The 12,994-nt window shown below is 38.1% G+C and carries 17 protein-coding genes; 13 read left to right on the forward strand and 4 right to left on the reverse strand.

The annotated features are described in order from the left end of the window. The first annotated feature begins 49 nt into the window (after positions 1-49). The 5 genes from ABC255_RS12355 to cysC are packed head-to-tail and all read left to right on the forward strand — an operon-like array spanning position 50 to position 3,885. Positions 50-817: a phosphosulfolactate synthase gene (locus tag ABC255_RS12355; RefSeq protein ID WP_412993834.1), complete on the forward strand. Its 768-nt coding sequence runs from the start codon at positions 50-52 to the stop codon at positions 815-817. Then, the gene (locus ABC255_RS12360; RefSeq protein WP_412993836.1) at positions 802-1,335 is read left to right on the forward strand and encodes a histidine phosphatase family protein; all 534 of its coding nucleotides are present in this window, start codon (positions 802-804) and stop codon (positions 1,333-1,335) included. The genes ABC255_RS12355 and ABC255_RS12360 overlap by 16 nt, the downstream gene beginning before the upstream one ends. A gap of 28 nt (positions 1,336-1,363) precedes the next feature. Beyond that, entirely contained in the window at positions 1,364-2,065 is a 702-nt protein-coding gene (locus ABC255_RS12365; RefSeq protein WP_412993837.1) for a phosphoadenylyl-sulfate reductase, read from the forward strand. Positions 2,066-2,123: 58 nt separating this feature from the next. Then, positions 2,124-3,296: a sulfate adenylyltransferase gene (gene sat / locus ABC255_RS12370; protein WP_412993838.1), complete on the forward strand. Its 1,173-nt coding sequence runs from the start codon at positions 2,124-2,126 to the stop codon at positions 3,294-3,296. Continuing rightward, positions 3,286-3,885 carry an adenylyl-sulfate kinase gene (cysC, locus tag ABC255_RS12375; protein ID WP_412993840.1) on the forward strand — a complete coding sequence of 200 codons (600 nt, stop codon included), beginning with the start codon at positions 3,286-3,288 and terminating at the stop codon, positions 3,883-3,885. Before sat ends, cysC begins: the two co-directional genes overlap by 11 nt. 9 nt (positions 3,886-3,894) lie before the next feature. On the opposite strand, the gene ABC255_RS12380 is transcribed toward cysC, so the two are convergent. Further along, on the reverse strand, positions 3,895-4,512 hold the full coding sequence (locus ABC255_RS12380) for a YitT family protein (RefSeq protein ID WP_412993842.1): 618 nt from the start codon (positions 4,510-4,512) through the stop codon (positions 3,895-3,897). Positions 4,513-4,778: 266 nt separating this feature from the next. Between ABC255_RS12380 and ABC255_RS12385 the strand changes: the two genes are divergently transcribed. From ABC255_RS12385 to ABC255_RS12395, 3 genes are all read left to right on the forward strand, one after another. Next, positions 4,779-5,570, forward strand: a complete 792-nt coding sequence (locus tag ABC255_RS12385; protein WP_412993844.1) for an HAD family hydrolase — start codon at positions 4,779-4,781, stop codon at positions 5,568-5,570. A gap of 77 nt (positions 5,571-5,647) precedes the next feature. Continuing rightward, the gene (locus tag ABC255_RS12390; RefSeq protein ID WP_412993845.1) at positions 5,648-6,163 is read left to right on the forward strand and encodes a hypothetical protein; all 516 of its coding nucleotides are present in this window, start codon (positions 5,648-5,650) and stop codon (positions 6,161-6,163) included. Positions 6,164-6,235: 72 nt separating this feature from the next. Further along, a complete protein-coding gene (locus ABC255_RS12395; protein WP_412993847.1) occupies positions 6,236-7,246 on the forward strand; it encodes a DUF3231 family protein in 1,011 nt (336 codons plus the stop codon). 284 nt (positions 7,247-7,530) lie between these two features. Here the strand turns inward: ABC255_RS12395 and ABC255_RS12400 are convergent, their stop codons facing one another. Both ABC255_RS12400 and ABC255_RS12405 read right to left on the reverse strand, forming a co-directional pair. Beyond that, complete coding sequence (locus ABC255_RS12400) at positions 7,531-7,989, reverse strand: S1 domain-containing RNA-binding protein (protein ID WP_335533471.1); 459 nt, start codon at positions 7,987-7,989, stop codon at positions 7,531-7,533. Positions 7,990-8,131: 142 nt separating this feature from the next. After that, the gene (locus ABC255_RS12405; protein ID WP_412993849.1) at positions 8,132-8,722 is read right to left on the reverse strand and encodes a guanylate kinase; all 591 of its coding nucleotides are present in this window, start codon (positions 8,720-8,722) and stop codon (positions 8,132-8,134) included. Positions 8,723-9,090: 368 nt separating this feature from the next. Between ABC255_RS12405 and ABC255_RS12410 the strand changes: the two genes are divergently transcribed. The 5 genes from ABC255_RS12410 to ABC255_RS12430 all read left to right on the forward strand — a co-directional run bounded on the left by ABC255_RS12410 (position 9,091) and on the right by ABC255_RS12430 (position 12,739). After that, positions 9,091-10,536, forward strand: a complete 1,446-nt coding sequence (locus ABC255_RS12410; protein ID WP_412993850.1) for a DEAD/DEAH box helicase — start codon at positions 9,091-9,093, stop codon at positions 10,534-10,536. A 65-nt stretch (positions 10,537-10,601) separates the two neighbouring features. Beyond that, the gene (locus tag ABC255_RS12415; RefSeq protein WP_335533465.1) at positions 10,602-10,793 is read left to right on the forward strand and encodes a hypothetical protein; all 192 of its coding nucleotides are present in this window, start codon (positions 10,602-10,604) and stop codon (positions 10,791-10,793) included. Between the two features lie 25 nt (positions 10,794-10,818). Continuing rightward, on the forward strand, positions 10,819-11,751 hold the full coding sequence (locus ABC255_RS12420; RefSeq protein WP_412993851.1) for a D-2-hydroxyacid dehydrogenase: 933 nt from the start codon (positions 10,819-10,821) through the stop codon (positions 11,749-11,751). 213 nt (positions 11,752-11,964) lie between these two features. After that, positions 11,965-12,327, forward strand: a complete 363-nt coding sequence (locus ABC255_RS12425) for a DUF3147 family protein (protein ID WP_412993852.1) — start codon at positions 11,965-11,967, stop codon at positions 12,325-12,327. 16 nt (positions 12,328-12,343) lie between these two features. Beyond that, positions 12,344-12,739, forward strand: coding sequence for a DUF3147 family protein (locus ABC255_RS12430; RefSeq protein WP_412993854.1), 396 nt, complete (start codon positions 12,344-12,346; stop codon positions 12,737-12,739). Positions 12,740-12,806: 67 nt separating this feature from the next. On the opposite strand, the gene ABC255_RS12435 is transcribed toward ABC255_RS12430, so the two are convergent. Continuing rightward, positions 12,807-12,968 carry a hypothetical protein gene (locus ABC255_RS12435; protein WP_412993855.1) on the reverse strand — a complete coding sequence of 54 codons (162 nt, stop codon included), beginning with the start codon at positions 12,966-12,968 and terminating at the stop codon, positions 12,807-12,809. Positions 12,969-12,994: the final 26 nt, after the last annotated feature.

Genomic DNA, 12,994 nt, shown 5'->3' on the forward strand with positions numbered 1-12,994 from the left:
CTAATTTTTGAATAATCTATCCTAGAAAAATAGAGGAGGCGGCATTTAGATGGATTTTTTAATACTTCCAGAAAGGACGTCAGGGAATAGGACATATGGTTTGACCTCAGTGATTGATTTCGGCACCCCGATAGGTGAGTTAAAACATATATTAGATGATTATGGATACCTCATTGATATAGCTAAGATAGGAATAGGGTCAGCTTATGTGACTCCAAACCTTAGGAAAAAAATAGAACTTTATAAGGAGTATCAAATAAAGCCTTATTGTGGAGGAACACTATTTGAAAAATGTTTTTATCAAAATAAAGTTCCTGAATATTTGAGGCATTTGCGTGAATTAGGGATTGAATGGATTGAAATTTCCAACGGAACACTGGATATTCCGCTTCAAGACCGCCTCCAAATGATCTCGGAAATAAAAAGGGATTTTCATGTAATAGCTGAAGTGGGTTCAAAGGATTCTGATAAGGATATGGACATCTGTGATTGGAAGGAAGAAATAAACATTTTATTACTGGCAGGTTGTGATTATGTAATAACAGAAGGGCGAGATTCTGGTACATCTGGCATTTATGAAAAATCCGGCAGCATTAAATCCAGTTTGATTCAGGAATTAATTAAAGATATCGATAGCAAAAAGATCATATTTGAGGCGCCAACATGCAAACATCAAATGTATTTTATTAGAGAAGTGGGACCAAACGTTAATTTAGGCAATGTGAAACTTCAGGATGTTCTAGTATTAGAGACACAACGCCGCGGATTGCGGAGTGAAACTTTTTATGTGGAGGAAGATGAATGCAAATCACTGTGATTCGACACCTTCCAACGGAATGGAATAAAAAAACATGGCTTCAGGGGAGGCAGGATATCGCACTTTCACAGGTTTCTAAAGAATTATCAAAAGGAATTGAGGACAATCGAAAAGTACTTGAAAACTTAGCACCCTTTGACCTTGTTTTAGCGAGTACATTACAAAGAACCCACCAAACAGCCAATCTCTATGGATATAAGTATGAAATAGAGGGATTATTGGATGAACTAGATTTTGGACCATTTGAAGGAGTTCCGAAGCAGAAGTTGATTGATAAATTTGGAAAGGTATGGTTCGAAAATCCAAGAGAGCTCGTTTTAGGCGAGAGTATAAAGAATTTGCAGAAACGAATTGAACTGTTTTTAGATAAATATCAAAAATATAAAAATATCCTAGCGTTTGGTCATGGCTCTTGGATCCGGGCGATGATTTCTTATGCCGATAACGGCGATATTAACCAGATGAATAAGATAGAAGTGGTGAATAATGCCTGTATCACGTTAAGCATTGAAACCTAAGGGATAGAGAGGAATGGAGGTCCGGGGATTGTTAACGTATGATAAATGGGATGAAGAACAAGTTGCTTCCTTTATGGAGAGTCAGCCAGATTATTTGGATGTATTAAAGTGGGCTTTTCGAGAATATAATGACGAAATTGTATACGCCTGCAGCTTCGGTGCAGAGGGGATCGTACTAGTCGATTTACTTTCAAAGGTGAATAAAGAGGCTAAAATCATCTTCCTTGACACAGGACTACATTTTCCTGAGACTTATGAATTAATTGAAAAAGTCAAAAATCGATACTCATCCTTGCAAATCAATATGATAAAACCGAAGAATTCCCTGGAAGACCAGGCAAAATGGTATGGTGATGAATTATGGAAACATAATCCTAATCTTTGCTGCCATATGAGAAAGGTGGTTCCCCTTCAGGAGGCATTAAGGGATGAAAAGGCATGGATTTCCGGTTTAAGACGAGAACAATCTCCTGCAAGGAGCAAAACAGAATATATTAATAAAGATGATAAATTTCAAAAAATAAAAATATGTCCCCTCATTCATTGGTCCCAAGAAGATATCATGATGTATATTCAACTAAATAAGCTGCCCTATAATCCACTGCATGACAAAGGCTACCCAAGTATCGGCTGTGCTCCTTGTACAAAACCTGTTTCAAACCCAGAGGATTCACGCGCGGGAAGATGGGCGGGTCTAGCAAAAACAGAATGCGGACTTCATGAATCGTAACAGGCTGCTAATGGGACAGCCGTTTTAATAGTTTAGTAGGATTTTGGAGGGAAGAATCATGAGTGAAAGTGTACCACATGGTGGCCAATTAATAAATAGGATAAATCTAAATCTACCTACAGACTTATCACGGAAATCTGTATCACTCGATAATTTAGAATTGAGTGATTTGGAGTTGATTGCAAATGGTGCATATAGCCCTTTGGAAGGGTTTATGGGAAAGAACGATTATGAATCAGTTGTAAGGAATATGAGGCTTTCTAACGGACTTCCGTGGTCGTTACCCATCACATTAGCGATTGATAAAAATAAAGCAATCGAACTTAAGGTCGGGGAAACGATTAACCTAATAAAGGATGAAGTTATTTATGGTGTCATGAATGTGGAGGAAATCTATATTCCAGATAAATTCGTAGAGGCGGAAATGGTTTATAAAACAACTGATTTGCAGCACCCTGGTGTAAAAAAACTATTTGCTAGGGATGAACTCTATGTGGCGGGTCCTGTTACGATGGTTAGAAGGATTAATAACAGTGAGTTTGAACGTTTTTATCTAGATCCCATTCAAACAAGGGATAGATTTAGGAACCTCGGATGGAAGACAGTAGTGGGGTTCCAAACTAGAAATCCCGTTCACCGGGCACATGAATATATTCAAAAAACTGCATTAGAGACTGTTGATGGTCTTTTCTTAAATCCCCTGGTAGGGGAGACAAAGGCAGATGATATCCCAAGTGATATTAGGATGAAAAGTTATCAGGTATTACTTGAACATTACTACCCAAAAGATCGGGTTTTCCTGTCTGTGTTCCCTGCTGCCATGCGATATGCAGGACCAAGGGAAGCTATATTTCACGCTATAGTCCGCAAAAACTTCGGATGTACTCATTTTATTGTGGGGAGAGACCATGCTGGAGTAGGAAATTATTATGGAACATATGACGCACAGAAAATCTTTAGTGAATTTAACGAAGCCGAACTAGGAATTAAACCTCTATTCTTTGAGAATAGCTTTTACTGTAGAAAGTGCGAAAATATGGCCTCTGAGAAAACCTGTCCACATGATTCACGAGATCATGTCGTCCTGTCCGGTACAAAGGTAAGAGCGATGCTAAAAAACGGGGTGCATCCGCCTAAGGAATTCAGCCGGCCAGAAGTAATTGAAATTCTTATTCAAGGTATGCAGCATGTTTACACAAAGGAAATAAAGGGTGTTGAACATGAAAAATAGTCAAAACATCACATGGCACCACACAAGTGTGAGCAAAAAAGAACGCCATGTTAGGAATGAGCATAAAAGTTGTGTCCTTTGGTTCACAGGTTTATCTGGGTCAGGGAAATCTACTTTGGCAAATTCAGTGGATTACGCATTATTTCAGGAGGGATATAGAAGCTATGTGTTAGATGGTGATAATATTCGTCATGGATTAAATCGTGATTTAAGTTTTCGACCAGCAGACCGAAAAGAAAATATCCGGAGAATAGGGGAAGTGGCTAAGCTATTTGTTGACAGTGGCTTAATCGTTTCATCAGCCTTTATTTCACCATTTCGAGAAGATAGAGAGCTCGTTCGTCAAATGTTTGAAGACGGGGAATTTGTGGAAGTTTTTGTGGAATGTCCTATTCAAGTTTGTGAAAATAGGGATCCAAAGGGGTTATATAAAAAGGCAAGAAAGGGAGAAATTCCAGATTTTACAGGGATTTCTTCACCGTATGAGACACCTATTCTACCTGAGGTTGTCATTGAAACTGATATTATGACCATTGCTCAATCGGTTGAGATAATAATAAAATACCTAAAAGATAAGAAGATTCTATAAGGGATCTTCTTATCTTTTTCTCCAGTTTGCTGTTAATATCCTTATCTTATGAAGTTTTAAATCATAAATATAATCAATAATATTGGTGGAGAAAAATTGGCAAATAATTGCATATAAAACGATGTTTATATCAATTACCACAGCCGTTAGTAAAAAGATAATCAAGTTAATTCCCATCATGACTTTGCCAGGGGTCCACTGCTTATAGTTGGCAATCATTAACGATGGAATGACCATCCCACCACTAGATGCCCCGGCACGAATCAATAAGCCGACTCCAAAGCCAAAAATAATACTTCCAGCGACAATACAGATGAAAATATTAATATGTGGGTGAGGATAGTGAGAGGTTATGTAACCTACCGTCATAGCGGTAATCGCGACTGAAATAATCGTGCGGAAGGTCCAGGTAAATCCAAAATAGGGAAGAGCAAATAATAAAAAGACAGCATTTGCCAGCCATAAAGAGAATCCAAGGGATAGATGGAAAAAATGATTAATTAGGATCGCGAGGCCAGCACCGCCGCCAGATGGGATGGAATGTGGAAATAAAAATACAGACATCGCAAAACCCTGCAGGGTTGCTCCTAATATTAAACACATATAAGTCAGTAATGTTTTTTTCATACTAGTAGAAATGGATCCTCAAATGTATAGTCGTGATTTCCACTTTCATTCCCCCTTTGGACTACCTCTCCTTGTCCATTTTATGAGAAAAGAAAATGGAATATGTTGAATTAATTTATAGACAAACTTAGTTTTATACTCTTTTTATGGTTCCCTCTGCCGTTTGGCTGAGGTATTTTTATTTTTTATTTGTGAAAGAATATTCATTTAATTTGAAAAATGGTAAACTAGTATAATATTATTTAGCTGAAGGTGAGGCACAGGGAATGATAAAAGCAATTTTTTTCGATTTAGATGATACACTGCTATGGGATCAAAAAAGCATCCAGGAAGCATTTGTTGCGACTTGTAAAGTAGCGGAGGAACGGTATGGTGTAGACGCCAATGAATTAGAAGAAGCAGTTCGTGAGGCTGCAAGGAATCTTTACTCCTCCTATGAGACCTATTCATTTACACAAATGATTGGAATTAATCCGTTTGAAGGATTATGGGGTAACTTTTTAGATGATCAGGATGATTTTAGGAAAATGAAAGAAATCGTACCTGGCTATCGAAAAGAAGCATGGACAGCAGGACTTAAGGCATTGGGAGTAGATGATCCTGATTTTGGTCATGAGTTAGCAGAAAGGTTTCCCGAGGAGCGCAGGAACTTACCGTTCGTATATGAGGAAACATTTACGATTCTAGATTCATTGAAAGGGAAGTACCAAATGCTTCTTTTGACAAATGGATCCCCCGATCTACAGAATACGAAACTATCGATTACTCCAGAACTTGTTCCCTATTTTGACCAAATTGTCATCTCTGGTGCGTTTGGAAGAGGGAAGCCTGATCCATCGATTTTTGATCACGCCTTGTCACTGATGGGATTAGAGAAGGATGAAGTCCTGATGGTGGGCGATAACTTAATGACGGATATTCTTGGGGCAAATACGGTAGGAATTAAATCGGTATGGATCAACCGCCATGATAAAGAAAGAAATGAAGTAATTCCAACCTATGAAATTCAACACCTAGAAGAACTTTTTCCACTGCTCGACGAGTTAAACAAGAAATAAGATGGATAAGTGGCTGTTCAAAAGTCTGGTTCACTAGATTTTTGGACAGCCTTAATTTTTTTGGAATGTGCCAGAAAATGTGGGGACCTTTGATTACGGTAACCATTAGTAACAATCCTACCTTTTCAATATCTTCCACCTTGCAGAACTTAATGAGTATTCCTGTAACCAGAAATGGCGAAACCATGTTAGTCTTTCTTACAGGAAGATGGAATGCTGCCTGTTTTATTGACTATAATCAAAACACTACTCGATTGGAAGGAAATGCCTTCAGAGGGCACTTCAAATTTTATTTTAATAAAAGGGGAGTGGATAATGTGCTAGAGAGTAAATTGGAAGTCCAGGTCTTTCTGAAAATTTTCGAAGCATTTGCGAATTGGGATGGAGAAAAACATTTTCTTACAATGAAAACAGAAACTCCGAAAGGAATCCTGACAATTATGAAATCACCAGATGGAGTATTCTATTATCATCGGAAAAATGAAATGTATTGGGACATAAAAGAAATAAAGGTGGAAACAGACATTTTAACGGACATTATTTGGACATTCAGATCGGCTGTAAATAAATCAATTAATGAAATGGCTGTGTAAATGAATCAGTGATATAAATAATTTCCTCCTATTTTGGAAATATTATGCTTGTAGATAATAGGAGGAAATTTTATGAATAAAAACAACCTCGACCATATCAAGTTAACCGCATCTGAATTGTCCTATTTATGGACATGTTATCTTGCTGACAGTATGTCTGTCTGCGTTTTGAAGTATTTTCTAGTACATATCGATGACAATGACATTAAATCCCTTACCACTTCCGCATTACAATTATCAGAAAAACATGTTGAGTTCATTCGTGGGATATTTACAAAGGAACAAATTCAGATTCCACAAGGGTTTACCGAACAAGATGTTAATTTATTAGCTAAACGGTTATTCTCAGATATTTTTTATCTAAGATATATTCGGAACATGTCGAAGGGCGGTTTAGTTACCTATGGAAGAATTTTACAAAACGTCTATCGTCAGGATATCCGATCTTTTTATGCTGAATGTTTAACAGACACCCTTGAACTGGATACGAACGCCACAATGATTTTATTAGAAAAGGGGTTGGCTATTCGCCCACCTGTCATTCCATATCCACAAAAATTAGAGTTTGTCCATAAACAGTCCTTTATCTTAGAAAGGTTGGGAAGAAGGGAAGCACTTACGGGAACTGAGGTTACCAATCTCTACGCAAACGTTTTGACCAATCACCTTGGTGTCGCAATCGCAACCGCTTTTAGCCAAGTGGCCAAGTCCAAAGAGGCCCGAAAATATTTTTTAAGAGGAAAAAATGTTTCCATGAAGCATATTAAAGTGTTAAGCAGCTATTTGGAAATGAATTCACTAGGAATTCCAATGGCGTTTGAACAGGAAGTGACAGATTCAACTGAATCCCCGTTTTCAGATAAGTTAATGATGTTTCACTTTAACCTGATGATCTATGCTGGGGTAGGGAATTATGGGATTGCGATTTCGGAAAGTCAAAAAACAGACTTAGTTGTTGATTATTCAAGGTTTAATGTGGAGGTTCTGAAACTATCTGAGGATGGTGCAAATCTTATGATCGAAAACGAATGGATAGAACAGCCGCCATTAGCAGCAAATCGTAGAGATTTGGCAAAGGAGTAGGGAAGATTTCTCACCGTACATAAACATTATTATGAAATCATTTTTAAAAATAAAGCTGTGTTAAACTAGGCTGTTGATTTACGCTCCAGGCGCTACGCTTTCCGCGGGCTCGCCCGTGAGCCTCCTTACAGCTTCGCACCTGCGGGGTCTCACTCAGCTCGTACATCCCGCAGGAGTCGAGCGCCTTCCGCTTCAATCAACAGGTTCTAAGATCAACAGTATCCTTTAACACAGCAAAAAATAAAAGAAGGCATGCCGCAGAGGCATGCCTTCTTCATCTATAATTATCCGCGTCTTCCGCCTCTGCCGCCACGTTTCGTTTCGGTGTTGCGCTTTAAGCTGGATAAATTTTCTTCACTAGCTTTTAAGAACTTAGCCACTTTATCTTCAAAGTTTTCTTTTGGTTTAAAATTGCCGCCGCCTTTTGAACGGAAGTCTTTTGATTGCCTGTTATCTCTTCCTTGGCGTTGTGGACGCTGGGAATAAGATGAAGAAGTTTGTCCTTCTGGCTTATCAATAGCTTTTTTAATAGACAAGGCAGTTTTACCGTCTTTCTCACTAATTACCTTAACTTCAACTTGATCTCCTACTTTGAGATGATCATTAACGTCTTTAACATAGCTATCAGCTACTTCACTGATGTGCACAAGACCAGTTGTGCCACCTGGTAATTCTACGAACGCTCCAAAATTAGTAATACCCGTTACTTTACCTTGTACTTTGCTGCCTACTTCGATCGACAAAAAGAGTTCCCCCTAAATAATGTTTTCAACACTTAATTATACACGGTACTTGAGACAATTTCAAGCTGTTATCTGACTTTGGGGAAGTCAAATATGAAAAAGGTCCAATGACAGGATAAACATCCCATCAACTGGACCTTTTTTAGTAATCAGTAACAATTCGATTACGATCAAGGAAAGCTTCAATGACTTCACTCACTTGATAGGAAACCTGTGGTGAATCATAGTTTTCAAAGACATGCTCACATTGATTTTTATAATCCATGGTTTCATCATAGTGTGCCAAGTGTCTTTTAATATCTTCTTCTGTATCCTTACGTGCCTCATGTCTGGCAATAACCGTGTCACGGTCAGCAAAAATGAAAAAGCGCATGACTTTGTCACCATACATACTTTTCAATTTTTCAGTGCCTTCTGGATTTAACGTTAAATAGACCAGATTATGATTTTCAAAAGCCTTAACGATATCCTCTTCGCGGATTCCGTAATGAATTCCATCAATGTCTACGCTTTCAAGAAATTCATCGTTGTCTTTCAGCTTGTTAAAGTTTTCTTCGGAAACAAAATGGTAGTCTACCCCATCTTGCTCGTAATGACGGGGAGGACGAGTCGTGTAAGATAGGACAGTTTCCATATCAAACGCGGTCGCGACCATCTTTGCAATAGTTTTTCTTCCAGAGCCATCGGGTCCAGTGTAAATGAAAAGCTTTTCCTTATCTTTGATTTTATACATAGATTACCTCCTGAAAAAAATATAGTAAATAAAAAAAAGAGATCCACAGATGTATGAAATTGCTGTCCAGTGAGTGATCTATAATATCCTTGAAACAGGATATTTCTATTATAACAGTTTTTTAGATAAATTTGGACTTTTCTGTTTTTTAATTATAGTGGCTGACTTTTAAATATAAGGCAGTTTATAAAAATACTGTACCGTTTCTCTTTAGTGTTGTAAAGCTGTTGTGTAACAATACATTGAAATAAAAAGTCGAAATGTGTTGTTTTTCAAGTATAATGAACATATTCAGATTTTGCATATGATATTTCTTTCAGAGAAATCCTATATAGAAGTTGGATAATAATTAAAAATGAGGTTGCTGCATGAGCGAAAAAAAGTTTCAGGATTATCTGTTAAGCGAGGAAATAAGAAGGGCGCTTACGGTGTTAAAATACGAAAATCTCACGGAAGTCCAAACAGAAGTTATACCAAAGGCATTGAAGAATCAAGATTTGGTTGTAAAATCACAAACAGGCAGCGGCAAGACAGCTTCCTTTGCGATACCGATTTGCGAGATGATGGAGTGGGAGGAGAGGAAACCCCAGACGTTAATCCTTACACCGACTCGTGAGCTTGCTGTCCAGGTTCGTGACGATGTAACGAATATAGGCCGGTTTAAACGGATCAAGGCAATGGCGGTTTATGGGAAAGAACCTTTCTCGAAACAAAAGGAAGAATTGAAGCAAAAAACACATGTAGTCGTCGGTACTCCTGGTCGAACCATGGATCATATTGAAAGAGGAACACTCGAACTAGATAAAATCAAATATTTAATCATCGATGAAGCGGACGAAATGCTAAATATGGGCTTTATTGACGAAGTGGAAGCCATCATTAAAGAACTTCCAGAGAACCGAGTAACCATGGTCTTTTCAGCAACTCTGCCGAAGGATGTTGAAAATCTTTGCCATCAATATATGAAAGATCCGATTCATATTGAGATTGCGGCAACAGGTGTTACAACGAATACAATTGAACATGGTGTCATCGAAGTGAAGGATGAAGATAAGATATCACTGTTAAAGGATGTAACAGTAGTTGAAAATCCAGATAGCTGTATCATTTTTTGCCGAACAAAAGAAAATGTAGAGAATGTCTATACTGAATTGGAAAAAGCCAACTATTCCTGTGAAAGATTACATGGCGGGCTGGAACAAGAGGACCGGTTTGCTGTGATGGATGGATTTAAATTGGGCAATTTCCGCTATTTAGTGGCAACAGATGTGGCTGCAAGGGGAATCGATATCGATAATGTGACGCTAATTATTAATTATGATGTTCCGATGGAAAAAGAGAGCTATGTTCACAGGACTGGTCGAACAGGTCGGGCCGGAAACAAAGGAAAAGCTGTAACCTTCGTAACACCATATGAAGGGAAATTTTTAAAGGCAATAGAAAGATATATTGGCTTCGAAATTCCCGCTATGGATGCTCCGACACAAGATGAAGTTACTAGTGGAATTGCGGCATTTGAAGAAAAGCTTAGTGGGCGGAGAGTAGTCAGAAATAATAAGACAGCTCGAATTAACAAGGATATTACCAAGCTCCACTTTAGCGGCGGCAAAAAGAAAAAGCTGCGTGCAGTAGACTTTGTGGGTACGATTTCCAATATTCCAGGAGTTTCAGCGGACGATATTGGCATCATCACCATTCAGGACAATTTATCCTACGTTGACATTCTTAACGGCAAAGGATCAATAGTCCTGCAAGCAATGGAACACACGACAGTCAAAGGAAAGAAACTTAAAGTTAGTAAGGCATTAAAATAATCGATCAAGACTGGGACGATGTTATCGTCCCTATATTTATCATAAAAGAGGAGATTTTCAACCAAATGAAGTATTTTAAATCACAAATGAAGCAGTTAGTTAAAGAAAATAAAGAATTGCAGGTACACCTAAAAGAGTTGATTAACGAACATGATCTTGAGAAAAATTTTGCTTTAAAGGCTTTATATCATGCAGAAGTAGCAGACGGTGGGAAATATCAGACAGCATATCAAGCTCTCGACGTGCCAAAAGAGTAAGGTTAACAAGGGAGAGGGGAAGGAAATGAACATAAAAAACATTTTACTTGTCAGTCCAATGTATAGAGACCTTCAAGCATTAATAGAAAATGTTGCCCCACATAAGACTTTCCGTTTTATGCCGGAGGAAGGGCTAGCACAGGAAGATATAAGCTGGGCAGACGCACTGGTCTCTTTTAATTTAAAAACGGACTATGACTATAGCACTGTTAAATGGGTTCACTCGTTGGGCGCAGGTGTTGATCGTTTTTTACATAAGAAAGATTGGAATCAGGAGATACTCTTAACAAGAACAATTTGTTCTTTTGGACAAAGGATTGCAGAATATTGCTTAAGTTACATCCTAAAAGATTTACAGCTTCATGACCGCTTTCAAGAGCAACAGCAACAAAAACATTGGGTTCAATCTACACCGAAATTAATAGGTGAACAAAAAGTACTTGTTTATGGAACCGGTGAAATCGGTCAAATGATTGCGAAAGTTTTTTCCGGATTAGGAGTTGACGTGTACGGGGTATCTATAAGCGGGAAGGAAAAAGCGGGTTTTAAAAAGGTTATGACGGTTGATTCTCATTTTTCTGTTTTAGATGAAGTGAATTATGTGATTAATACATTGCCTTTGACGGAAAGAACAGAGAGATTATTTGATGGTGTCATCTTTAATCAACTCTCAAATGCTGGATTTATGAATGTAGGGAGAGGTGCTTCAGTAGACGAAGCAGCCCTACTACAGGCATTGAATGTAAACAAAGTTAAGTTTGCTGTACTTGATGTATTTGAACTAGAGCCGCTTCCAAAAAGCAATCCGTTGTGGAATCACCCAAGGGTTCAAATCACTCCACATATCTCTGCCGTTACGACCCCAAGTGAAGGAGCTGCTTGTTTTCTCGAAACTCTTAAGAATATTGACGAAAACAGGGCGCTAACCAATAGAGTAGATACTCACAAAGGTTATTAATATAGATTCCAACCAAAACCCTGCATATAGGGTTTTTCTTTTTTGAAAGATTTTTTTACAAACTTTACTATGGTAACGCTTTAAAAATAGTAAAAAAATGTTCACATGTGATAGCGTGAAAATGAGGTAAAATGAATTTATATTAAATTTATGTGAAACAATTCACATAAATTCAAGGATCTTGTTTTTAAAAAATAACAGAGGTGAATCACCATGGGAGACCTATCGATAAGTGCTTTACTAATAAGATTTATTTTAGGAGGAGCAGCTGTTGTTATTTCAACATTAGTTGCTAGAAATCTAGGTGATAAGGCTGGAGGAATCTTTGCAGCATTTCCAGCCGTGTATTTAGCGGCTTTATTAACAGTGGGATTGGACTTCAGTGGTGATGAACTAGTAGCCCATTCCATTCTTTTATCAAAAGGTGCCATAGTCGGCATGGGAATTAATATTATGGTGGCAATTCTTGCAGGATATCTCTTGCCAAGACAAGGATGGAAACGCGGTCTGTTGCAGGCTATGGGATTTTGGTTGGTTGTATCAATGGCAGTTGTGATGATTACAACTTACTCATAAGGAAAGGGTGCTATTTATGTATAAAGATTTACTGATTCGCTTTATTCTTGGCGGTTCCGCCGTAATGGTAAGCTATTTGATAACGGTTATTTCTCCGTGGAAAATCTTAGCCGGAATCTTTGCAGCATTTCCAGCCGTGATGATTACAGCGGTGTTAATGGTGGGGATTGCTTCTGGTTCAAAGAAAGCAGCGAAGATTGCCAATGGATCGGTTTTTGGAATGATTGGCGGTGTGGTTTGCGTGGCGACGGTATGGACCGTATTACAAGTCAGCGGTAACTGGACATTAAGTATTGTACTTGGGCTCTTGTTCTGGTTAGGTAGTTCTATCGTTGTTTCGACATTTAGAGACAAGCTTAAAAATAGTAGAAGAAGTACCTTTAGAACAAATCTTCTAATTAGACATAAATAAAGACAAAACAAGACGGCAGTTAGCCGCCTTGTTTCCATGTTAAATATTGTAAGTATCTATTTTATGCTTATTCCTCAGTATTTTCTGTACCTTCTTCAGTTCCATCTTCGTTTTGTTCTGTTTCTTCTGTTTCTGTATCATCATTTCCAGTATCAGCACAACCAGTGGCAACTCCTAGCAACATTAAAACAGACATCGTAGCAACTAACCAGGTCTTGAAACTTTTCATCTCAAAATTCCTCCTTGAATGCTTGC

The sequence above is a fragment of the Neobacillus canaveralius genome, assembly GCF_047237705.1.
Lineage (GTDB): Bacteria > Bacillota > Bacilli > Bacillales > Cytobacillaceae > Neobacillus > Neobacillus niacini_K.

Bases quoted from the DNA above. Each gene is read 5' to 3' on its own strand.
- ABC255_RS12355 (WP_412993834.1), top strand. From the start codon at position 50: ATGGATTTTTTAATACTTCCAGAAAGGACGTCAGGGAATAGGACATAT.
- ABC255_RS12360 (WP_412993836.1), top strand. From the start codon at position 802: ATGCAAATCACTGTGATTCGACACCTTCCAACGGAATGGAATAAAAAA.
- sat (WP_412993838.1), top strand. From the start codon at position 2,124: ATGAGTGAAAGTGTACCACATGGTGGCCAATTAATAAATAGGATAAAT.
- cysC (WP_412993840.1), top strand. From the start codon at position 3,286: ATGAAAAATAGTCAAAACATCACATGGCACCACACAAGTGTGAGCAAA.
- ABC255_RS12380 (WP_412993842.1), bottom strand. From the start codon at position 4,512: ATGAAAAAAACATTACTGACTTATATGTGTTTAATATTAGGAGCAACC.
- ABC255_RS12385 (WP_412993844.1), top strand. From the start codon at position 4,779: ATGATAAAAGCAATTTTTTTCGATTTAGATGATACACTGCTATGGGAT.
- ABC255_RS12390 (WP_412993845.1), top strand. From the start codon at position 5,648: ATGTGGGGACCTTTGATTACGGTAACCATTAGTAACAATCCTACCTTT.
- ABC255_RS12395 (WP_412993847.1), top strand. From the start codon at position 6,236: ATGAATAAAAACAACCTCGACCATATCAAGTTAACCGCATCTGAATTG.
- ABC255_RS12405 (WP_412993849.1), bottom strand. From the start codon at position 8,722: ATGTATAAAATCAAAGATAAGGAAAAGCTTTTCATTTACACTGGACCC.
- ABC255_RS12410 (WP_412993850.1), top strand. From the start codon at position 9,091: ATGAGCGAAAAAAAGTTTCAGGATTATCTGTTAAGCGAGGAAATAAGA.
- ABC255_RS12415 (WP_335533465.1), top strand. From the start codon at position 10,602: ATGAAGTATTTTAAATCACAAATGAAGCAGTTAGTTAAAGAAAATAAA.
- ABC255_RS12420 (WP_412993851.1), top strand. From the start codon at position 10,819: ATGAACATAAAAAACATTTTACTTGTCAGTCCAATGTATAGAGACCTT.
- ABC255_RS12425 (WP_412993852.1), top strand. From the start codon at position 11,965: ATGGGAGACCTATCGATAAGTGCTTTACTAATAAGATTTATTTTAGGA.
- ABC255_RS12430 (WP_412993854.1), top strand. From the start codon at position 12,344: ATGTATAAAGATTTACTGATTCGCTTTATTCTTGGCGGTTCCGCCGTA.
- ABC255_RS12435 (WP_412993855.1), bottom strand. From the start codon at position 12,968: ATGAAAAGTTTCAAGACCTGGTTAGTTGCTACGATGTCTGTTTTAATG.